Source organism: Paenibacillus puerhi, from assembly GCF_009846885.1.
Lineage (GTDB): Bacteria > Bacillota > Bacilli > Paenibacillales > NBRC-103111 > Paenibacillus_G > Paenibacillus_G puerhi.
In genome coordinates, this window is the sequence record NZ_WUWM01000023.1 from 53,648 (window position 1) to 72,661 (window position 19,014).

The window sequence follows — 19,014 nt, forward strand, 5'->3', positions numbered from 1 at the left end:
TGCATAGTGTTAATACAAGCACAGAGCATGTACAAGGGGGGATATGCGATCGAACTCGAGCTCATGGCAATCGGCGCATTTATCGGTATATTGATCGGCCTGACCGGCGTGGGAGGCGCTTCGCTGCTCACTCCTCTTCTAGTAGCAGCAGGCGTGCAGCCTCTGGCAGCCGTCGCCACCGACTTGGTTTATAATTCGGCTACGAAGCTGTTCGGCAGCATTCAGCACTTGCGCCAGAGAACGGTTAATCTCGCTTTGGCCCGGCAATTCGCGCTAGGCAGTTTACCCGGCGCAGCAGCATCAATCCTGCTGTTGAAATGGTACCCTCCGCTTCATACGTACCAGGATCTGATTATTCGTCATGCACTGGGATATATGCTGGTCATCGTCGCCCTCTTGAATCTGATCCAGTTCATGATCAAAGAAGGCCGCACTTCCGCTCTCAAGGAGCTCCCGCTCCAGAGGAAGCTTCCGCTTACGATCACCATAGGCTTTGTGCTTGGCTTTCTGGTTGGCTTCACTTCGATAGGCTCGGGCTCCTTGTTTGCCCTGGCCATGATGTGGTTCTACCGGCTCTCTTCGGCAGAGCTGGTCGGGACTGATGTGGCCCATGCTTTTCTGCTCGTAACCGCCGCCGGCTTGCTGCATATAGGCTTCGGCCACGTCCAATATGGACTGGTCTTTCAATTGCTGATCGGCTCGATTCCCGGTGTTCTGCTGGGCAGCAAATGGTCATCCCGAATGCCGGCAAAACCGCTCCGGCTAGCTATTACGGTGCTAATTCTAATCAGCGGTATCAAGCTGATCATCTCTTGAGCGGCTTTGGCTTCCCTCTGTACTCGCTGCTTGCCCCGCTTACTTAAAAAACGAGGGTTCGACAGCCTGTCGTTTTGTGAAAAACCTTACGTAATCCGCTTGACTTGATACATAATGTAACATATATTTACCTATGTAAGAGTTGCTATCAACCATTATTTAATCAAGTTAAACAATAGCTTATCTCGTTTCATCGCAGCTAATTTAAGTTACACTTAGTATCATAAACATGACCCTTGAAGGGGGATATCCATGTCCTATTTGCTGGAGCTGAATATTGCCGAGCACCGTTTGGCCGTTGAGCTTCCTTCCGAAACCATCTATACCTGGGCATTACGTACATTTAGCGCAGTACCGGCCACAAGCTACACCTTTGCCTCACGGCTGGACATGATCATCAGCGTCAATATGGGCTATGGCTCACCCAAGGATTCCCGTCTGCCGCAAATCAGGTTTACGGCTGACCGTATTCGTTACTCCCAAAGTGATCTGTTGATTACGGCCTCTCGCGACTGCTCTGAGGCTGCGATCGAAGCCTACGACGAATCTGCTTTGGAATACGCCCTGATTCTGCTGTACAACGCCTTGATTACTCAGCGCGAATGGGGCTTGATTGTAGGCGCCTCCACGATCGCCGAAGGCAGCAAAGCCTACTTGTTCATGCTTCCTGCCGGGCGTCCGGAGGCAGGGTTCCTGCCGCCGCCACCCAAGTGCGCGCTATTGTCCGATGAAGTGGCAATCCTCAAGGTATCGGGAGGAGAAGTACGCGCCTTTAATTCTCCATTTCGCAAAGGTACCTGCCGCCAGCCGGAGGACATTCATCTTACATGCGAGGTTGGCGCTTATTACTCGCAGCGGCCTTCGCCGCTCATCCGCCATTCGCCAGTGGGACGCACGGATGCCGTCCAGCAGCTCCAAAGCTGCCTGTATCTCAAACCACTGGACCCCAGCGATACAACTAAAACCATCGCCATGTGCCGAAAAGCAATCGAGAAGGTACCCTTCTATGAACTGTACGCCCCAACGCATGATTTATTCTGGCAGGACATGGTTGCTTCCGTCGATGTCCAGGCCAAGCACCTGCAGCACGGCTGACTTCGGCTGCTGCGCCGGCCTTCCTTGCCTATCAGGATGGAACGTCCGGTCGAAAGGGGGTAAACGCCAAAAGAGAGGGGGTTCACTTCCCCCTCCCTTAGCTCCCATCCGCCCTGCTCGATAAGTCTCTTCTGATCAGCTGCTTGGAGAACGGCTAGACCGAGGCCGCCGCCGCTCTGGCTTGCTCCCGACGCTCGGCACGTTCCTCTTCCTTCATCCTAGGACATGTGTAGCAATAGTAGCCGCCTTCCGTACGGTAGAACTGACAGCAGGCATTTTTAATCCTCACCTGCTTATCCGGATGTTTCATATCTTCGATATAGCGTATCTTCACATCCATCGGGTTTTTACTGCGCCCGAACACTTCCGCCGGAAGCTCCTCGCGCAGATACCGATAATCTTCCTTAATCCGCTCACGCAGCTCCTCTTGGAGGGCATCGGCCAACCAGAAGTCCATGTTATAGTTGAACTTGGTTGGAAATTGCCCCCACAGCTGGCCGACCGCTACGCCTCCAGCCTCCGCCGCCGATTCCAGCAGCGGTCTAAGCGTGCCGCCGTATAGAGCTTCGAACGACGTCCGCAGCCAATCTTCCCGCTCGCTCGCTTCAGCGGGAGCGTTGACTATGCCTGCTTGCCCCAGCTTGAAAGAGAACAGCGTGCGGCCCTCTTGTTCGAAGAGCTGAATGTCCAGACTACCCAGCGACAAATCCAAAGACTGATTATACGTCGACACGGCGTACTGCTGTCCCAAAGCCAGGAAACCGATCCAGCTGCCGAAATAAACGGCCGCCGCCGCAGGTTCAAGCGCCTTGATTCTTTGGCCGTACAGCTCAAGAAAACGGCTCATTTTGTCGGGCTTTAGCAGCTTTGCTGCAGGACATGACCAGAGCAGCTGGCCCGGCTCTGCGGTTCGAATATAAAATTTATTCTGCATTAAGGCATGATCCATCACGACTTATCGTCCTCCTTCAAGCGTCAACCATTCTGAGTCGACTCATGAATCGATTATGTATGATAACGATTTTCATTTTCAATTATAATCGAAACGCGGATCATTTTCCATCCCGTTGGAAAAAGAAATATCGTCGGACGGAAGCCCATTGGTCGAAATGGAGAATCGTAAGCCTAACCCGTGAAGCCATGAATAGCTAGAGCCCCTAAAGCAGCCAGCCACCGAAGCCATCCGATCACCGATATCCACAAGGGGATACTCAGCAGCACCCCAAAAACAACACCTACCGTAAGCCGATTCTCCATCCCCTTGCCTCCCGCCTGAGCGCCCTGCCTAACTGCCAAGCCGCATCTTTTTGTTAGGTCAAGCATATCAAAGCTTTGTTGGAAATCTGTTAGGGCAGCGTTAGATTTCGGTAAGCGGACTTCCTCGAGGAGCAACGCGAAGAAGGCCGCATCGGAAAGTCCGATGCAGCCCAGCCTAGCGTCTCATATAATTCGATCAAATTAATGATTCCGGAAGAAGACTTTCGCACCTAATATTCATACAGCTCAAGAGGCAGGCCGTCCGGGTCAGCGAAGAAGGTAAAGCGTTTGCCGGACGTTTCATCCGTCCTGATCTCCTCGACCTCAATGCCTTGGGCCGTAAGAGCGGCCACGGCCGCCTCGATATCGTCCACCTCGAAGGCGAGATGCCGCAAGCCGCGAGCTTCCGGATAGCTGAGCCGTTCAGGGGCGTCAGGAAAGGAGAACAGTTCAATCTGATCTTGCTCCCCTACTCTTAAATCGAGCTTATACGATTTCCGCTCGGCGCGGTAAGTTTCATTCACAATGCCCAGACCGAGCACATCGACGTAGAAGCGCTTCGATCTTTCATAATCCGAACAAATGACAGCAGCGTGATGGATACGCTTGATTGATAGCATGAGCTTGATTCTCCTTCGATTAGTAACTTATGAGCGATGCCATCAGCAGGCCTGAAGCAAGGCTTAGGCAGAACGAGAAAATACCCACCGATACATTCCCCTTGGGAATTTCGGCCGTCACACGAAAGGGCGTCAGCAGCTCGAAGAGATAGAATACGATGATCTGGAACGCAATCCCAAGCAGTCCCCAGATGATCAGATCAAGAATACTAACGGAGTGGTAAACCGCCGAGGCCAGCACAAACACCTGCCCGATCAGCTTGCCGCCCAGATCATAAGCAGCGGCTTTGCCTGCTGCGGCTTTTGCCGGATTGGCCACTTCCCCTGCCTCGCGGATCAGCTTGAATTCATTATAAGGGGTAACCAGATTAAAAAAGAAGATGCCCAGCCCCATCAAGGGAACCGTCACTCCCAGGTAAATCAAAAAGCTTAACACATTGTCCAACTGGCTCACGACTCCGACCTCCCGCTTATGTAACGTTTTCCATTTCCTTCAGGGCGCATGGCAAATAATACGCCATATTGCTCGTTATATTCCCTCCGACCCGCGCAATCACCGCAGAGCCGACTCCGTCGATAAGGAAGCAGCCCCAAAGCAGCCGCCCCTCAAACGGACCGTTCAACGTTTCCACCCGGACGCGCGGAAGCTCGACGAACGGCTGATAGACCATGGGCTGCTCCGCATAGTCCAGCTCACCGCTGGTCTCGAGGATTTCCCCGCCGCCATCGTAGATCGTGACGCCGCTGCCCTCGCGGCCCAATATCGGCTTGCCTACGTAAGAAGCCCCGGCCAGCGGGCCAGGCTCCATATAAGTCGGGAGCATGTACCGTCCGATTACAGCCTGTTCCTCTTCCGTGTAGAACTGTCCCGTCTCGTGCAGGCTCCAGATCAGAGCCTGCATAGCTTTCGTCTGAGCGGCGAAGCCCGAGGGCGGATTCATAATCGCCAGTCGCCCCTCCCCGATCAGCTCCAGTACACGGACTCCTGTCGGATATCCGTCGGTGTCCTGATCCTCGGCGAGCTTCTCCAGCGCGTGAAGTCGGTACCATACATCGACCGGCTCCATAGCAGGCTCGGCGGAGTCCCTAGCTTCCGGCAGCTTATCCAGAGGAGCCAGCAGCCGGTCATCCTGTACGCGCAGCTCCTCCAGAGGTACAAACCCCGCTCCCGGCAGCCCCGAGAGCTTCATCAGATAGCGCGTCGTTCCCGCATCCTCTTCATGCCAGCCAAGCGCGCTGAATACGATCCTTTCCGTCGGATAACCTTCCTCCCGGTAGCGGTTCAGCATATCCTGAAAAGCTTCGGTCAGCTGCTCCTCGCAGCCCTCGTTCGGATCGGCTTCGCCACAGGCCGCGCAAATAACGCCGTTGGCATGAAAGGCCTCTACGATGCCCGTCGGCGTATCGCTATTGAACTCCAGCATCTTCCAGCCTTCCCTCGTCCTCGCAAAATCGAACCTTCCGATCATCGTCGCCACGGACTCATCAAACCGCAGGCGCAATGTATCGAAGGCTGCAGCCGGTAAACCTAATTCCGCCCACAATGGCGGACCGCCCTGCTGTACGATGCTCACCGTCTTGGCGTAGATACGCCCCAATGCCTCCGCGGCCTCCCGCATCTGCGCAAGCTCCCCGGGGCTGATCGGGTATAGATCGGCCAGTGCGTATTCTTCACCGTACATGCGATCCCATGTGAATACGCCGTCGCGGCGCAGCGGCTCATAAAGCGTCTCGCGCCGGGCGGCGTATCCGGAAGGCAGCTCACGGCCGGCTTCCTTGTCGCGTTGCATCCCCTGCACCTCCTTCGTCGTAAGAGCTTACTTTGGCTCCAGCCATCCGCTTCCGCCCTTGTTAGGAGCTGGAGCTTCCGCTGCTGCCGATGCCTCCCTTACTGATGCCGGATGATGTGCCGGTTGAGGCGCCGTTTTTCAGCTGGTTGCCGGAGCTTCCGCCGCTCCCCCCGCCGTAATAGCCGGAACGCCCTCCGCCTCCATCGTCACAATACCCGTCCTTGTTGCGGTCGACGCACTTATTGTCCGAGCAGCCCGCTGTACCGGCTGCCACGAGCGCGGTGGCGACGAATAGAGACAGCATGCGATGCGTCCGGCCGCTGCCCTTCCAAATATCCAAGTTGAACTCCCCTCTCCGCTGTTCATATACGAACCGACTAACACTACCTGTAAGAAGCTTCTTCCCTCGTTGCCATTCCTTACACGGGCTCCGCATAGAAAACATACGTCTCGCGGTCTTCATCGACCTCCGTGCTTGACCTTTCCCATTCGCGATCCTCGGCGTACAAGTAATTAGCCTGCATATGCAGCATCGCATCGAGAGTATCGGCAAACCTGAACGTCTCCACAAGCCGGTAATCGGCCGTGCCCTCCCGGTATTCCCTCAGCTCCATATAGATGCCTCGCGGTCCGTCCTGGTCCGGCCTTCGCCAAGGCATAGTACACTCATCCGAAGCTTCCTTGACATAGATGACATAAAGCTGCTCTTCTACTGCGCAGGACGTTTTCTCAAATACCCGACCGTCCTTGACGAAATAGTCGCATGCGAACCGGAGCGCAGCCTCATCCCTTCCGATCTGGTCGTACTCGTAAAGAACCGGGAACGTTTCGCTTCTCTCCTTATACAGTCGATACTCCAAGCGCGCCAAGCCCTCTCCTCCTCTGCCAAAATCCATATTTATCCGTTCATACCCATGATATACGGACGAAATAAGAACCGGATTCGTTTCTTTGCTCAATCTAAGGTGGTTTCCTTTGGCTTAGACGCAGTTATCCGTTAGAAAGTTGCGACTTGGACTCAGACGGTTACAACAACCGAACAACCGGGCAACTCTTGGCAGCCTGTCCTCTATAAAGACTAGCGGATGCATCATCGCGAACATCGCAAAAAGGAGAGCGTTAAAGACCGCTCCCCCTCTATAAACTATTAGGCAGGAGGGGCCAACCCCCGAACACCTGCTAGATTTTGATACTGACTGCCAGCATAACCCCCGCAATCAGGATGATAAAGGCAGAGACGATCGTGATATAGCGGGAGGCATGAGAGTTTCCTGCTTGGCCGCCTTCCGCCAGCTTCTTCGTCAGCCGACTTCCCATGATGCCCAGCACCACCAGGGCCAACAGGATCAAAGTCCCGCCGCCTTTCTCCATCACTTCCAGCCAAAGAGGCTTGTTCTTCCCGAGATCCATACTGACGATCATAACCACGCCGCTTGCCAGCACGGCTACCGCTCCCGAATGGCCGAGCCCTTGGAAAATCTTTATCAGTCGCATCCCCAGGGTCCGCAGCTCCGAGGAGCCCTGCTGCCGCTTCCCTGCCGACAAAACCACGACTATAGCCAGCAGCGCACCGAGCCAGACGAATAAGCCTGAAAAATGAAGAAATAACATAAAACCGAACATCTTGCAGCCTCCGTTCTCTTGTTGGTGTCCTTCACCCCTCTCATTGTAGAACCGCTTTATAAACGGACGGTAAACAACGCCTTACGATTCGGACTCCCCCCTAAGAGGCAAGCTAACTCGAAAGACAGCCCCCTGCCCAGGTTCGCTTTGCGCGTCTATTGTTCCGCCATGAAGGGCAACGATCTGCCAGGCGATGGACAGCCCCAATCCGCTGCCCGACGACTCGTCACGACTCCGGGTTTTGTCGGATTTATAAAACCGCTCGAAGATATGAGGCAGATCCGTTTCGGGTATGCCCGCACCCGAATCTCGGATAGTTACAACCGCTTCCTCGCAACCGGCTGGCAGGCTGATCCAGATCGAGCCCCCTACCGGAGTAAACTTGATCGCATTTGTAATCAGATTGAGCCAAACCTGGAATAACTGCTGGACATCAGCCGCTATCTTGACTTCCTCCAGTTCGGGCTCCAGAGTCAGCTGTTTTTCCGTCCACTGCCATTCCGTCACGATCAACGCCTGCCGGATCTGCTCATCCAGCCGGAAGACGGATGTCTTTTTGACGCCCTCTTCCTTGTCGAGCGCTGCCAAAGTTAACAGCTGCTTGCCAAGACCGGATAAGCGTCGGCTTTCCTTTTCGATCAAAGCCAGGTACCGTTCTGCATCCTTCCCCGTGGCCTCTCCCGAACGCATCGCCTGTGCAAAGCCCTGAATCGTCGTTAACGGAGACTGGATTTCGTGGGAGACATTAGCTACAAATTCCTGCCTCATATCATCGAGCTGCTTTAGCGACTCAGCCATTTGGGCGAAGTGACGGGACAGATCGCCCAGCTCGTCCTGCCGGTCGATCGTGAAGGAATAGTCACCCCCGGCCAGTACTTTCGTAGCTTGCGTGAGCTGCTTGACAGGCTTGACAAGGTAACGGGTACATACCATCATGAACAAAATACTGAGTATAAACGACAATCCCAGAAGTACCGCCAGCAAGTTCCGGACCTCGCCGATCTGCTGCTGCATATCAGGGCGTACGAACAGCGCATAAGTCTGCCCGTTCGACTCTATACTAAGTCCCACCGTATTCGCCAAGCTATTTTCAAAATAACCTCTGACCATCAGCAGCCGGCTTTCCTCTACTAAACCCTGATAGGTCTCACCGCGAAGTACCCGGCGAATAGACTCCTCGCTCAATTCCGTATTCCGGAAAGGAGTGCCGTAGAATGACCCTTGCAGCTGTTCGTCGACCGCATAGATCTGAAAGCCCATGTTTCCCATCTTGGACAAATAGACAGCGAGGTCAGCCCCGGTCAGTTCCTCATATAAGGAGCGGAGCTCGCTCGCCAAGTGAAGCGCCTTGCGCTCGCTGACGGTCCTTAAAGCATCGAGATAATACCAGTTAGTCAACAAAAGCGCCAGCATACCGCTTACTATGGCAATGACTACATAGGTGAGAAAGATTCGGATATATAATGTCTTCATCCTACGGGCACCTCGAGCTTATATCCCAACCCCCTCATCGTATTGATGGTAAAATCGTCCGTCTGCTTCTGAAAACGGTCTCGTACCCTGTTAATATGAACGTCGACTGTCCGGCTTCCCCCTTCATAATCCCCTCCCCAGATCAATTGAAGCAGCTGCTCACGGGTGAAGATCCGGCCCGCATTCGCAGCCAGCTGAGCCAGCAGTTCGTAGCTCCTTAGGCTCAAACGGCTTCACCAAGTAGTCGTCCGTGCCGGACAGAAATCCTTGCTCCTTGTCGACCAATTCTCCCCGGGCCGTCAGCATAATAATAGGGATGTCGTAGTTTTCGCGAATGTCGCGGCACAGCTCCCAGCCATCTCTTACCGGCATCATCACATCTACGATTGCCAGATGCACCGAATCCGTCTCTAGCAGACCGGCAGCCTCTCCCCCATCCTTCGCCTCATATACGAGATAACCCTCCCTTCTCAGGACGAGCCGTAGCAGCTCACGTATATGAGGATCATCATCTGCAACCAATATTCGGGTTCTCTTCGCTTACACTCCTCCTCATGCACTAGGCATAAGCCCGCCTTTTCTTACGTTAGCCGTGACCTCTATGTATTACAGGACTTTCAGATCGCTCTAATAGTATGCCCTGTTCATGCGTACAACGCAAAAGAAGCCCGGCTGGGCGCCGGACTTCTGAGTCATTCCTTAGTTAGAACCCGCTGCGAATCGTATCCTGTCCTTCGTCTTCGATGGCTTCGCCATTGCCCGTGCCGCCATTGCCGAATACCGCATTGGACCGGCAGCGTGTCGAAGCGATCTTGATACCCGCCTCCTTACAGCGGAACAGCGTGTTGCCGGAGATGACGTTATCCCGGCAGACCGAGCCGGCTTTTTCGCCTAACACTGCCAGACGAATACCTACCTTGGACCGACGTACGTCATTACCGGTCACGGAGTTGGCGTCGCTGTTCATCAGTGCAATGCCCGTAGGGCAGTCGGTTAGCTGATTGCCGGTGACCAGGTTGCCCTGCGGACGCTCTGTAGCCGCAGCGGCATCTCCCTCCAGGAAAATGCCGGCTTCCCCCATTCTAGCGATCATATTGCCTGCAATCACATTATCGGCGCAGTAACCGCGGAGCACGATCCCATGCTTGCCGTTCGTTTCCCCTTTGGGCAGTCCGGCGGAAAGCACCTGATTGGCTTCGATTCGAAGATGCGTGCAAGGCTGAAGTGGAGACGAAACCGTAACGAGCGCCGCCTTACACTCCTCAGCCACATTGCCGGCAATAACCGAGTGAGAGCTGCCTGCCGATACATAAATGCAGGACTTGTCCAACTGTTTGAAGCGGTTGTTTTGCAAGGAGTTTCGTTCTCCCGCTTCCATAAAGATGCCATACTCCTGGGAAGCGCTCTCGGTGGAGTTCAATTTTTCGAACATGCAGTCCTCCACCGTTATCTGGCGGCAGTTTCTTATCCCTACCCCGCTCGCGATCCAATAAAAGGAACAATTCCGAACAGTCACCTGCTCGGAATCCTTCAGGTCGACCCCGCGCTCGATCAGCTCCATCGTCGTGTTCGTAAGCGTACCGAACCCTTCAAGCGAAAGACGCTCGATCATCGCCTTTTTTAGCTGATGTCCAATAATAATCGGAATTCCTACTTGGCCTGAAATAATCGTAGTAGCTCCAATCCCGTCTCCCACCAGCTGAACATTGGATAACAGGACCAGGCTGGATTCAACCCGATATTTGCCTGCTGGCAAGTAGACCGTACCGCCAAACCGCCCCCTACCCGCAGCATGAATAGCGGCTTGAATAGCTGGCGCGTCATTATCATAAGGATGGCCGTTACCTTTCGCTCCGTAATCCTTCACGTTCAGCCATCCGGGGGCGGCCCCGCCGCTAGCTCCAGGTATGGAAGATAGCGGAGCGGCCGCGGCCACCGGCTGCAAACTCCCTCCGCCGAGCACGAGTCCAGCCGCCGTCGTCCCCATAGCGGCAATCAGCTTGCGGCGAGACCATCTTTTCTCCCGCAAAGAATCCGAATCCATCGACATGCGATCCCCCCAATAGTCAAATTCTAGTTATCTATAAAAATTATAGCTTTCCCCTACTCTTTTTACAATTAAGAGTTAAACAAATTTCCCTTCTGGACTAGAAGCTACATCGTAAGCGCCATTGCGGGGCTGGATGATCAGAAGGACGTCCTGGACAGGCTGCTTAAAAATCAACAGGACATCGGTGACGCGATCAAACCGTACTATGGAGACGAAGCTGGAAATAAGCTGGCTGGACTGCTCAAGGAGCACATTCGTATCGCCGGGAAAGTGGTTGACGCTGCTAAAAAGGGCAACCAGGCGGAACTGAAAAAGCAAAACGAAGCTTGGCATCGCAATGCCGACGATATCGCTACATTTGCCGACACGCTGTCGAGAGGGATAATCCAGCAATTTCCGCAAAAATTTTAGTCGAAGAAGCAGGCCAGCGCAATCACAGCACGCAAAAAAGGACCGGATACAAACTCCGGTCCCTTTTGCGTACGGCCTCTTGGAAGATAGCTCCTTCCTGAATGAGAAGCCTAGCGGAACATCGCCCACAGTTTAATCAAATGAAACGTATTGTTCGGATCGATTCGCTGCGAAATGACGAAATTCACCAAATGCTCCGTTTGCTGGTCCGTCACTTTCTCTCCGAGCGCCTTTGTCAGCATGCCAACGAACCGGCGAACCTTGATTCTGTCCTGCAGATCAGCCTTCGTTACGCCATGCAGAATCATTTTCACCCGCTCTTTCGTTTCCGGATGCTTCATCTTCTGCTTGATCCGTTCGATCTGGACAGGATCGAAACCGTATTTGAGATAGCTCACGGTGCGCACCTCCGTTCCATTCCGACTTTGTCACCTAACCCTACAAAGTAAGTCTATGACGGAGGGCTTGACCATGTGTACCGATTTATGGGGATTCGTATCGTTAGGCTGCCGGCGGATCAGTCCAATAGGTCGCTATCGAAGATATGCTCCCGCTGGAGGAAAGCCCGCAGAGGAAGGTAAGGGGCTCCGGTCCAGAACTCAGTCGTTCTGACCAGTTCTGCCGCGTCGTCGCGCGCCTGCTCCATCGTATCGAAGTCGACAACCATATCGGCAAGACGGAAATCAGGCACCCCGCTTTGCTTCGTCCCGAAAAAATCGCCTGGACCCCTCAGCTCCAGATCGCGCCTGGCGATCTCAAAGCCGTCGTTCGTATCGGTCATCGCCTTCATTCGTTCCTTGCCGACCTCATTCTTCGGATCGGCGATCAGCACGCAATACGATTGGTGCTCCCCTCGTCCGACACGCCCCCGCAGCTGATGGAGCTGCGATAGCCCGAATCGGTCTGCATCGTATACGATCATCAGCGTGGAATTCGGCACGTCGACCCCGACCTCGATGACCGTCGTCGAGACGAGCACCTGAACGCGCCCTTCACTGAATTCGCGCATGACCTCGTCCTTCTCGGACGGAGTCATACGCCCATGCAGAAGCCCCACCCGATAAGCGGGAAATGCAAATTGCAGCTGGGCATGAATATCGATCGCATTCTGAACGTCCAGCTTCTCCGACTCCTCAATCAGCGGACAGATCACGTAGGCCTGACGCCCGCTCTCTACCTCTCGATTAATAAAACCGAGTACCCTCTCCAGCATCGAATGAGGCACCGAATAGGTTAAAATCGGCTTTCGTCCCTTGGGCAGCTCACGCAGCGTCGAAACATCGAGATCCCCGAACGCCGTAATCGCCAGCGTGCGCGGGATCGGCGTCGCCGTCATCGATAGAACGTCGGGATTCATTCCTTTGCGCCGCAGCACGCTTCGCTGATTAACCCCGAAGCGATGCTGCTCATCGGTCACAACAAGCCCCAGTGCGCGGAAAAATACGTCCTCCTGGATAAGCGCATGTGTGCCGACGACGATATCGACCAGCCCCATTTGCATGGAGCCCAGCACCTCTCTACGCTGCCGGGCCGTCAAGCTTCCGGTCAGCAGCGCCGTCTGAATCCCGTAAGGCTCGAATAGCCGGTCTAGAGAGCGTTTATGCTGCTCCGCCAAGATTTCAGTCGGTACCATCAGCGCCCCTTGATAGCCAGCCTTAACGACAGCGAACAGCGATATCGCGGCAACGACGGTTTTTCCCGCACCTACATCGCCCTGAAGCAATCGATTCATGCAATACGGTCTTTGCAAATCATCCAGAATTTCAGCGGTTACCTTCTTCTGGGAATCGGTCAACGTAAACGGGAGCGAACGAACAAACGCGCGAACGGCGGGCAGGTCCACAGGATGGGCCACCCCATCGGCCCGTTTGTGATTCAGCGCCCGATAAGCTTGCATTTTGAGCTGAAACAGAAACAGCTCCTCGTATACCATACGCCGCCGTGCTTTTTGCCCCTGCGCAAGCTGGCCGGGCATGTGCAGCAAGCCAATCGCCGTCTTTCGAGGCAGCAGCTCATACTTTCGGATCAGCTCCGGCGGCAGCACCTCGGGGATCAACTCGGCATATTGGGTCAGCGCCTGCTTGGTAATTTGCCGAAACCACTTTTGCGTCAGCGCGGCCGTCAAGGAATATACCGGCTGCAGCGTCCCCGTCTGGGAGCCCCGTTGACCCGGAAACTCAGCTTCCGTCACCGTCAGATGCGAGCGTTTCTGATCCCATTTACCGGTTAAGACGATTTCCGTCCCGTTCGTCAGCTTGTCCTTCATGAAATGCCGATTAAACCAGACGGTGGTTACAAACCAAGTGTCCACCATCACTTTGCAGGTCATGCGGGATTTCGTACGGCCATACATCTGCACTTGAGGCAATCCTATAATCTTGGCCTGAACCGTAATTTTGTCTCCATCCTTCACCTCGGTCAAGTCGCGCAGCGTGTAGTCTTCATAACGGAAGGGATAATAATCAAGAAGCTGCCCCACGCTTGAAATCCCAAGCGCGTGCAGCTCCTCCAGCTTTTTGCCTTTCACGCCGACGACTTGACTGACCGGAACGCTGTATAAATCAATAGACATGGTCAGTCACTCCTAAATAATGGCTCCCCCAAAATCTCTTAACACACGCTTATTCAGCGCGTACTAGCTTCCAGGGAAGGCGAATACGGCGATCGTTCCCGGGCCGGTATGCGTGCCGATCACGGAGCCGATCTGAGTATAAATGATACTCTCGACTTGAAGCAGAGGCTTCAGCTGCGCCTCCAGCTCCTGCACGTTCTCCCGCCCCGTCGTATAAGCGAGAGCCAAACGAACCTTCCGGTCTCCGTAGTCCTTTTGCAGCATTTCCGCTATGCGGGCTATCGCTTTCTTACTACCGCGAACCTTATCGACCGAATGGACCTGGCCATCATCGCTGATCGACAAAATCGGTTTGATGTTCAGAATTGAACCGACCAGGGCAGCCGCTTTGCCGATTCTACCGCCCCTCTGTAAATATTCCAGAGTATCGACAAGAAAATAAATATTCGTGCCCTCTCGCAATCTCTCGATCAATGCCACTATCTCTTCCTTGCTTTTCCCTTGCCTGGCCGCCTCTGCGGCCGCCACGACAAGCAAGCCGAAGCCGTAGGAGGCTGACTTGGAGTCGATTACCGTCACATCCGCCTTGTCCTCAATCATCGACTTGGCAAGCTGCGCCGACTGGTACGTACCGCTCATCGCCGAAGATAAGTGTATGGATATAATAGGCCCCTCGCCCATATCCGCCAGCCTCTGGTATACATCCATAAATTCGGCAGGCGAAGGCTGCGACGTCGTCGGCGAAACCTTGGATCCTGCCAGACGCTCGTAGAAAGCATCCGGGCTAATATCTACCGCATCGCGGAAAGCTTCGGTGCCGAACAACACCTGAAGCGACACCATCTCGATGCCGAGCTCCTTGCGCAGCTCCGCCGGGACGTCCGAGGTACTGTCGGTAACGATACGTACTTGGCTCATAGGCCTCCCCCTGACCGTTCATCTTCCGGCTGTCTATTCCGCCGAGATGATGTAATAATAAAGCGGTTGTCCGCCGTCATGCACTTCTACCTCAGCATCGGGGTATGCCCCTTGCGCATAGTCCACCAGACGCTGAGTCATTTCGTTCTCGGCGTCCAAGCCCTTATACAGGGTTAGAATTTCTGCTCCATCTGCAAGCAGGCTGTCGATTAGTCGGCTGCAGGAATCGAACAGATCAGGATCGGAAGCGACGATCTTGCCGTTATGAATGCCGATGTAATCCCCTTGCTTGATATCGATACCGTCCATCTGCGTGTCCCGGACCGCGTAAGTTACCTGTCCCGCTTGAACTTGCCCGAGAGCCAGCTTCATAGCCGCTTCGTTCTCATCCGGCGCTGCGTCCTCCTGGAAGGCAATGACCGCAGCAATGCCCTGCGGAATAGACTTGCTCGGGATGACGATCAGAGTTTTATCCTCGATAAGCTCCGCCGCCTGCTGCGCGGCCATGATGATATTCGAGTTATTCGGCAAGACGAACACCGTCCTGGCCTTTACCTCCGACACCGCTTTGACAATATCTTCGGTGCTTGGATTCATGGTCTGCCCGCCATGCAGCACTTTGTCGACCGCAAGGCTGACGAAGATGCCGCTTAGCCCTTCGCCGGCCGAGACGGCTACGAACCCGTAGGGCTTATCCACATCTTGGGCGGAGACTTCTGTCTCGGAGGCGGGGGGAGCAGCGGATGAGGCGACTGCCGATTCCGCATGTACGGCGCTCCCTTGTCCTCCCGCATGCATCTCCGATTCCAGAATATGCGTGTGCTGATCCCGCATGTTCTCGATCTTGATCCGGCTAAGCTGCCCGTATCGCTGCGCGTGCGTCATGACCGTGCCCGGGTACTCGGCATGAATGTGTACCTTGACAATATCGTCATCCGCTACCACGAGCAGCGAATCTCCAAACTCCGACAGCTCATCTCGAAATCTGCCTTCATCGAACACCTGTGAATCGGGTCCTGCCGTGTCCAGACGCACCATAAACTCGGTACAATAGCCGTATTCAATATCCTCGGTGGCCATATGCGCCTGTGCGCTCCTAGGCTCCGTGCCGGCATAAGGAGACATAGAGGCCGACGGCTTCACCGACTCCACCAAATCTCCCAGCGGTTGTACGGCTCCGAAGGCCACATATGGCATATCTGCAGGCTCTACAATGTCCTGCTCCGACTCCAGCACCGACAAAAACCCTTCATAGATCAGCATAAGGCCTTGTCCGCCGGAGTCGACTACCCCGACCTGCTTCAACACAGGCAGCAGCTCCGGTGTGCGGTTAAGCGCATCCTGCCCATGGCGGACCAGCTCCGCAAGCACGGCCGCGACATCCGTCTGCCGCTTGGCCGCTGCTACGGCATGCTTCGCCGCTTCCTTGGCGACGGTCAGGATCGTCCCTTCGACCGGCTTGACGACTGCCTTGTAAGCCATATCGACGCCATTCTGGAACGCGGCCGCCACCGTCTGCGCCTGGGCCGTCTCCTGATCGGCTACCGCTTTGGCGAAGCCGCGGAAAAGCTGCGACAAGATGACCCCCGAGTTGCCGCGGGCTCCCATCAGCAAGCCCTTGGCAAGCGCCTCAGCCGCCTTACCCAGATGAACGGATGGCTTGCGGCGCAGCTCCTCGACCCCTGAGGTCAATGTCAAATTCATATTCGTGCCTGTATCTCCATCCGGAACCGGAAAAACGTTAAGCGCATTGACCCGGTCAACATTCATCCGGAGCCGGAGTGCTCCTTCCTCCACCATGCGGATAAAATCCGTTCCGTCTATTTCAATGAAGCGCTTACTCAAAAAGACCATTCCCCTTCCTGCTGTTCCCTGCCGCGCCGTCTGCCGGTCGCCGTGCTGCCGTAGTAGTCTTATTGCGCAATACGTACGCCTTGAACGAAAATATTGACAGCTTCGACCTGAAGCCCAGCCACCTCGCGCAGCATATATTTAACCTTGGTTTGTACGTTATGGGCAACGACGGATATTTTCGTGCCATAGCTGACGACTATATAAAGATCGATGGCTAGTATTCCGCTATCGTCGCGGTGTACCTCGACCCCGCGGCTGAGATTGTCCCGGCGCAGCAGCTCGGCGATCCCGTCCTTGAACTGATTGCGCGAGGCCATTCCGACCAAGCCGTAACAATCAAGCGCGGCCGATCCGGCAAGTATAGAGACAACATCGTCCGTCACGTAAATTTTCCCGTATGGTGAAGCCAGCTCAATAGCCATCTCCAGAACTCTCCTTTTAATTGAAATACGATGGGCTATGTGTATAGATACCAGTCGTCTGAGAAGGCGCCAAGAACAGCTCCGGCAGCCCTCACGGATCAAGAGGCCACCTAACACGAGGCACCGCATCAAAGCTTGCAAACTTCACTGAGGAGAAATGTTGATTTTGTAAACACGCCCTCTAAAAGCTTTTGTTTCATTGTACACTAATTATAAAAAGAAATAAACAAACAACCTGGGACTACGGTAAGATTCGCCTGCGTTACATTGACGGCCTAATCGCTCTATGCTATGATATTCGAGTATGTTTATGAGTGCGCATGTTGTAAGGAGGTGTAATATATGTCCCGCAAATGTTTTATCACTGGCAAAAGTCCTAGCACCGGTAACCATGTGTCCCATGCCAACAACAAAGCAAAACGCACATGGGGAGTCAACGTCCAGAAGGTTCGTATTCTGGTGGACGGCAAGCCTAAGCGTGTTTGGGTAAGCACCAAGGCTTTGAAATCCGGTAAAGTTACCCGTGTGTAACTTTTCGCTTGCAGACAAAAAGCACCTGGCCTCAGGTGCTTTTTTTGTTGGCTTCCCTCCCCGGAGGCCGCTGAAGGGACGGCCGGCTCGAGGATAGTAAACACGCCCGAGCTAGTGGAGTTGGATGGCGTAGTTCTACGAGGTCACGAATAGGCCGCCTTGTCTGCCGCTTCTCTTCCTAAGCCGCGGAATCTCTAGTTCTTGCTGAATGTATTCAGTACCGCCTTCACGAATCCACCCAGGAACTTCGGAAGCTTGATTGTGTAAAATTTCATTTTGCACCCTCCTTCCAAGCTTTGCTTGCAACGCCGCTTCGTCAGCAGGTCTACCGCGGCCTAGCTTCTCCGGGCATCTCTCCCGCTATGCTCTGTCACTGGCAGGCCGGATGCGGAGCCTTTCTTCGCCTCTGCGCAGCCGCCTTCCGCCCGTACGGGCACTGCCCGCGCCACCGCCTCCTCAGAAGTATATTCCGCCGCCCGCCAAAACGTGACTTGAATCCTTAGGTCAGCAGCCGCTTCATAGCTTCTCCATTCCGAAACCGGTTTCCGGGGGTTCAGTCCACAAAAAAAGGCTACAAAAGCCTTTCAACTTTTGTAACCATGTTATGCCGACAATCGGCTGATTATGCTATTTTTTGTCCCAGGCAAACCCTTGGCAGCGAAGCGCTAGACCGGGGGAGACAGCTGGATAAATTGATAGATGGCATAGAAAAAAACATAGATGAAATAAAAGCCTACGGACGCACATACAAAGCCGATTCTCATACCGCGGGAATCGTTGCGGGTAAAAAACTGGTAGCCTATGTAAAGCGCCCCGAGCGAGAAAACATACTTCAAGAGATCATCCCAGATCGAGAAAACAAAGATCAGACCTCCGCATAACATGCCGAACAAGATGACTTTCAACACACGCATGAGGCCGATCAGCTTCCTTCCCCGCGAATGGCCCGGATGGCTGCCGCTCGATCCGGCTGTCCGAATACCGCATTGCCTGCGACCAGAATGTTAGCCCCCGCGTCGATCACCTGACGGGCCGTGCTTGGATTAATCCCGCCGTCTACTTCGATATTGACATGGGACAAGCCCCTGCCGTCAAGCAGCTCCCGCAGCTCTTTGATCTTGCCCAGCATACCGGGAATAAAGCTCTGACCACCGAAACCCGGGTTAACCGTCATGACGAGCACCAGATCGACGAGCTCCAAGGGCGCATATTCGATCGCCGTAAGCGGAGTGGCCGGATTCAATACGACCCCCGCCTTCACGCCCGACTCTCTGATGCTATGCAGCGTACGGTCCAGATGTTGGCAAGCCTCTGCATGGACGGAGATGAGGTCGGCTCCCGCACGGGCAAAATCCGCTATATAACGGTCGGGCTTCTCGATCATCAGATGGACGTCGAGCAGCAAGCTGGTATGGGGGCGAAGCGCTTCGACCACAAGAGGACCGAACGTGATATTGGGTACGAAGTGTCCGTCCATGACATCGACATGCAGCCAGTCGGCACCGCCCCGCTCCACATCGGCGACCTCAGCGCCGAGCTTGGAAAAATCTGCAGATAATATGGATGGTGCAATGCGCAGCAA

At 54.4% G+C, this 19,014-nt stretch carries 21 protein-coding genes and 2 pseudogenes; 4 read left to right on the top strand and 19 right to left on the bottom strand.

The window, feature by feature from the left end:
* Window positions 1-48 precede the first annotated feature (48 nt).
* The gene (locus tag GSF01_RS19895; protein ID WP_159887117.1) at window positions 49-816 is read left to right on the top strand and encodes a sulfite exporter TauE/SafE family protein; all 768 of its coding nucleotides are present in this window, start codon (window positions 49-51) and stop codon (window positions 814-816) included.
* 252 nt (window positions 817-1,068) lie between these two features.
* Window positions 1,069-1,911: a hypothetical protein gene (locus GSF01_RS19900; RefSeq protein ID WP_159887046.1), complete on the top strand. Its 843-nt coding sequence runs from the start codon at window positions 1,069-1,071 to the stop codon at window positions 1,909-1,911.
* A gap of 154 nt (window positions 1,912-2,065) precedes the next feature.
* On the opposite strand, the gene GSF01_RS19905 is transcribed toward GSF01_RS19900, so the two are convergent.
* The 11 genes and pseudogenes from GSF01_RS19905 to GSF01_RS19950 form a co-directional block, all read right to left on the bottom strand.
* Entirely contained in the window at window positions 2,066-2,860 is a 795-nt protein-coding gene (locus GSF01_RS19905) for a (2Fe-2S)-binding protein (RefSeq protein WP_407945781.1), read from the bottom strand.
* A 176-nt stretch (window positions 2,861-3,036) separates the two neighbouring features.
* On the bottom strand, window positions 3,037-3,168 hold the full coding sequence (locus GSF01_RS30080) for a hypothetical protein (protein WP_268893726.1): 132 nt from the start codon (window positions 3,166-3,168) through the stop codon (window positions 3,037-3,039).
* Window positions 3,169-3,398: 230 nt separating this feature from the next.
* Window positions 3,399-3,788 carry an SMU1112c/YaeR family gloxylase I-like metalloprotein gene (gene gloA2, locus GSF01_RS19910; protein ID WP_159887048.1) on the bottom strand — a complete coding sequence of 130 codons (390 nt, stop codon included), beginning with the start codon at window positions 3,786-3,788 and terminating at the stop codon, window positions 3,399-3,401.
* Window positions 3,789-3,807: 19 nt separating this feature from the next.
* The gene (locus tag GSF01_RS19915) at window positions 3,808-4,242 is read right to left on the bottom strand and encodes a DUF350 domain-containing protein (protein ID WP_159887049.1); all 435 of its coding nucleotides are present in this window, start codon (window positions 4,240-4,242) and stop codon (window positions 3,808-3,810) included.
* 16 nt (window positions 4,243-4,258) lie between these two features.
* Window positions 4,259-5,578: a glutathionylspermidine synthase family protein gene (locus GSF01_RS19920; protein WP_159887050.1), complete on the bottom strand. Its 1,320-nt coding sequence runs from the start codon at window positions 5,576-5,578 to the stop codon at window positions 4,259-4,261.
* A 61-nt stretch (window positions 5,579-5,639) separates the two neighbouring features.
* Window positions 5,640-5,918 (bottom strand): hypothetical protein, encoded by a 279-nt coding sequence (locus GSF01_RS19925; RefSeq protein WP_159887051.1) that lies wholly within the window; start codon window positions 5,916-5,918, stop codon window positions 5,640-5,642.
* A gap of 79 nt (window positions 5,919-5,997) precedes the next feature.
* A complete protein-coding gene (locus GSF01_RS19930; RefSeq protein WP_159887052.1) occupies window positions 5,998-6,447 on the bottom strand; it encodes a hypothetical protein in 450 nt (149 codons plus the stop codon).
* Between the two features lie 310 nt (window positions 6,448-6,757).
* A complete protein-coding gene (locus GSF01_RS19935; RefSeq protein ID WP_159887053.1) occupies window positions 6,758-7,201 on the bottom strand; it encodes a hypothetical protein in 444 nt (147 codons plus the stop codon).
* Between the two features lie 81 nt (window positions 7,202-7,282).
* Window positions 7,283-8,674, bottom strand: a complete 1,392-nt coding sequence (locus tag GSF01_RS19940; RefSeq protein ID WP_159887054.1) for a sensor histidine kinase — start codon at window positions 8,672-8,674, stop codon at window positions 7,283-7,285.
* Window positions 8,671-9,199 (bottom strand): annotated as a pseudogene (locus GSF01_RS19945) (response regulator transcription factor). Before GSF01_RS19945 ends, GSF01_RS19940 begins: the two are co-directional and overlap by 4 nt.
* Before the next feature lie 178 nt (window positions 9,200-9,377).
* Complete coding sequence (locus GSF01_RS19950) at window positions 9,378-10,724, bottom strand: right-handed parallel beta-helix repeat-containing protein (protein WP_159887055.1); 1,347 nt, start codon at window positions 10,722-10,724, stop codon at window positions 9,378-9,380.
* A 93-nt stretch (window positions 10,725-10,817) separates the two neighbouring features.
* Between GSF01_RS19950 and GSF01_RS29785 the strand changes: the two are divergent.
* Window positions 10,818-11,084, top strand: a pseudogene (locus GSF01_RS29785) (glycosyltransferase); the annotation flags it as partial.
* Between the two features lie 161 nt (window positions 11,085-11,245).
* Here the strand turns inward: GSF01_RS29785 and GSF01_RS19960 are convergent.
* The 5 genes from GSF01_RS19960 to GSF01_RS19980 form a co-directional block, all read right to left on the bottom strand.
* Window positions 11,246-11,533, bottom strand: coding sequence for a stage VI sporulation protein F (locus GSF01_RS19960; protein WP_159887056.1), 288 nt, complete (start codon window positions 11,531-11,533; stop codon window positions 11,246-11,248).
* Window positions 11,534-11,652: 119 nt separating this feature from the next.
* Entirely contained in the window at window positions 11,653-13,707 is a 2,055-nt protein-coding gene (gene recG, locus GSF01_RS19965) for an ATP-dependent DNA helicase RecG (RefSeq protein WP_159887057.1), read from the bottom strand.
* Window positions 13,708-13,770: 63 nt separating this feature from the next.
* A complete protein-coding gene (locus GSF01_RS19970; protein WP_159887058.1) occupies window positions 13,771-14,625 on the bottom strand; it encodes a DegV family protein in 855 nt (284 codons plus the stop codon).
* 33 nt (window positions 14,626-14,658) lie between these two features.
* Window positions 14,659-16,479, bottom strand: coding sequence for a DAK2 domain-containing protein (locus GSF01_RS19975; RefSeq protein ID WP_159887059.1), 1,821 nt, complete (start codon window positions 16,477-16,479; stop codon window positions 14,659-14,661).
* Between the two features lie 59 nt (window positions 16,480-16,538).
* On the bottom strand, window positions 16,539-16,901 hold the full coding sequence (locus tag GSF01_RS19980; RefSeq protein WP_159887060.1) for an Asp23/Gls24 family envelope stress response protein: 363 nt from the start codon (window positions 16,899-16,901) through the stop codon (window positions 16,539-16,541).
* 342 nt (window positions 16,902-17,243) lie between these two features.
* Between GSF01_RS19980 and rpmB the strand changes: the two genes are divergently transcribed.
* Complete coding sequence (rpmB, locus tag GSF01_RS19985) at window positions 17,244-17,432, top strand: 50S ribosomal protein L28 (RefSeq protein ID WP_054798201.1); 189 nt, start codon at window positions 17,244-17,246, stop codon at window positions 17,430-17,432.
* Window positions 17,433-17,626: 194 nt separating this feature from the next.
* Here rpmB and spoVM read toward each other — a convergent pair whose 3' ends face one another.
* The 3 genes from spoVM to rpe form a co-directional block, all read right to left on the bottom strand.
* On the bottom strand, window positions 17,627-17,707 hold the full coding sequence (gene spoVM, locus GSF01_RS19990; RefSeq protein WP_014652194.1) for a stage V sporulation protein SpoVM: 81 nt from the start codon (window positions 17,705-17,707) through the stop codon (window positions 17,627-17,629).
* 390 nt (window positions 17,708-18,097) lie between these two features.
* Window positions 18,098-18,346: a hypothetical protein gene (locus tag GSF01_RS19995; protein ID WP_159887062.1), complete on the bottom strand. Its 249-nt coding sequence runs from the start codon at window positions 18,344-18,346 to the stop codon at window positions 18,098-18,100.
* 8 nt (window positions 18,347-18,354) lie between these two features.
* Window positions 18,355-19,014: a ribulose-phosphate 3-epimerase gene (gene rpe, locus GSF01_RS20000; protein ID WP_159887063.1), complete on the bottom strand. Its 660-nt coding sequence runs from the start codon at window positions 19,012-19,014 to the stop codon at window positions 18,355-18,357.

What these genes read in the sequence shown, in the direction of transcription:
- GSF01_RS19900 (WP_159887046.1), top strand. Translation starts at nt 1,069, where the DNA reads ATGTCCTATTTGCTGGAGCTGAATATTGCCGAGCACCGTTTGGCCGTT.
- GSF01_RS19905 (WP_407945781.1), bottom strand. Translation starts at nt 2,860, where the DNA reads ATGGATCATGCCTTAATGCAGAATAAATTTTATATTCGAACCGCAGAG.
- GSF01_RS30080 (WP_268893726.1), bottom strand. Translation starts at nt 3,168, where the DNA reads ATGGAGAATCGGCTTACGGTAGGTGTTGTTTTTGGGGTGCTGCTGAGT.
- gloA2 (WP_159887048.1), bottom strand. Translation starts at nt 3,788, where the DNA reads ATGCTATCAATCAAGCGTATCCATCACGCTGCTGTCATTTGTTCGGAT.
- GSF01_RS19920 (WP_159887050.1), bottom strand. Translation starts at nt 5,578, where the DNA reads ATGCAACGCGACAAGGAAGCCGGCCGTGAGCTGCCTTCCGGATACGCC.
- GSF01_RS19935 (WP_159887053.1), bottom strand. Translation starts at nt 7,201, where the DNA reads ATGTTCGGTTTTATGTTATTTCTTCATTTTTCAGGCTTATTCGTCTGG.
- GSF01_RS19940 (WP_159887054.1), bottom strand. Translation starts at nt 8,674, where the DNA reads ATGAAGACATTATATATCCGAATCTTTCTCACCTATGTAGTCATTGCC.
- GSF01_RS19950 (WP_159887055.1), bottom strand. Translation starts at nt 10,724, where the DNA reads ATGTCGATGGATTCGGATTCTTTGCGGGAGAAAAGATGGTCTCGCCGC.
- recG (WP_159887057.1), bottom strand. Translation starts at nt 13,707, where the DNA reads ATGTCTATTGATTTATACAGCGTTCCGGTCAGTCAAGTCGTCGGCGTG.
- GSF01_RS19970 (WP_159887058.1), bottom strand. Translation starts at nt 14,625, where the DNA reads ATGAGCCAAGTACGTATCGTTACCGACAGTACCTCGGACGTCCCGGCG.
- GSF01_RS19975 (WP_159887059.1), bottom strand. Translation starts at nt 16,479, where the DNA reads ATGGTCTTTTTGAGTAAGCGCTTCATTGAAATAGACGGAACGGATTTT.
- GSF01_RS19980 (WP_159887060.1), bottom strand. Translation starts at nt 16,901, where the DNA reads ATGGCTATTGAGCTGGCTTCACCATACGGGAAAATTTACGTGACGGAC.
- rpmB (WP_054798201.1), top strand. Translation starts at nt 17,244, where the DNA reads ATGTCCCGCAAATGTTTTATCACTGGCAAAAGTCCTAGCACCGGTAAC.
- spoVM (WP_014652194.1), bottom strand. Translation starts at nt 17,707, where the DNA reads ATGAAATTTTACACAATCAAGCTTCCGAAGTTCCTGGGTGGATTCGTG.
- GSF01_RS19995 (WP_159887062.1), bottom strand. Translation starts at nt 18,346, where the DNA reads ATGCGTGTGTTGAAAGTCATCTTGTTCGGCATGTTATGCGGAGGTCTG.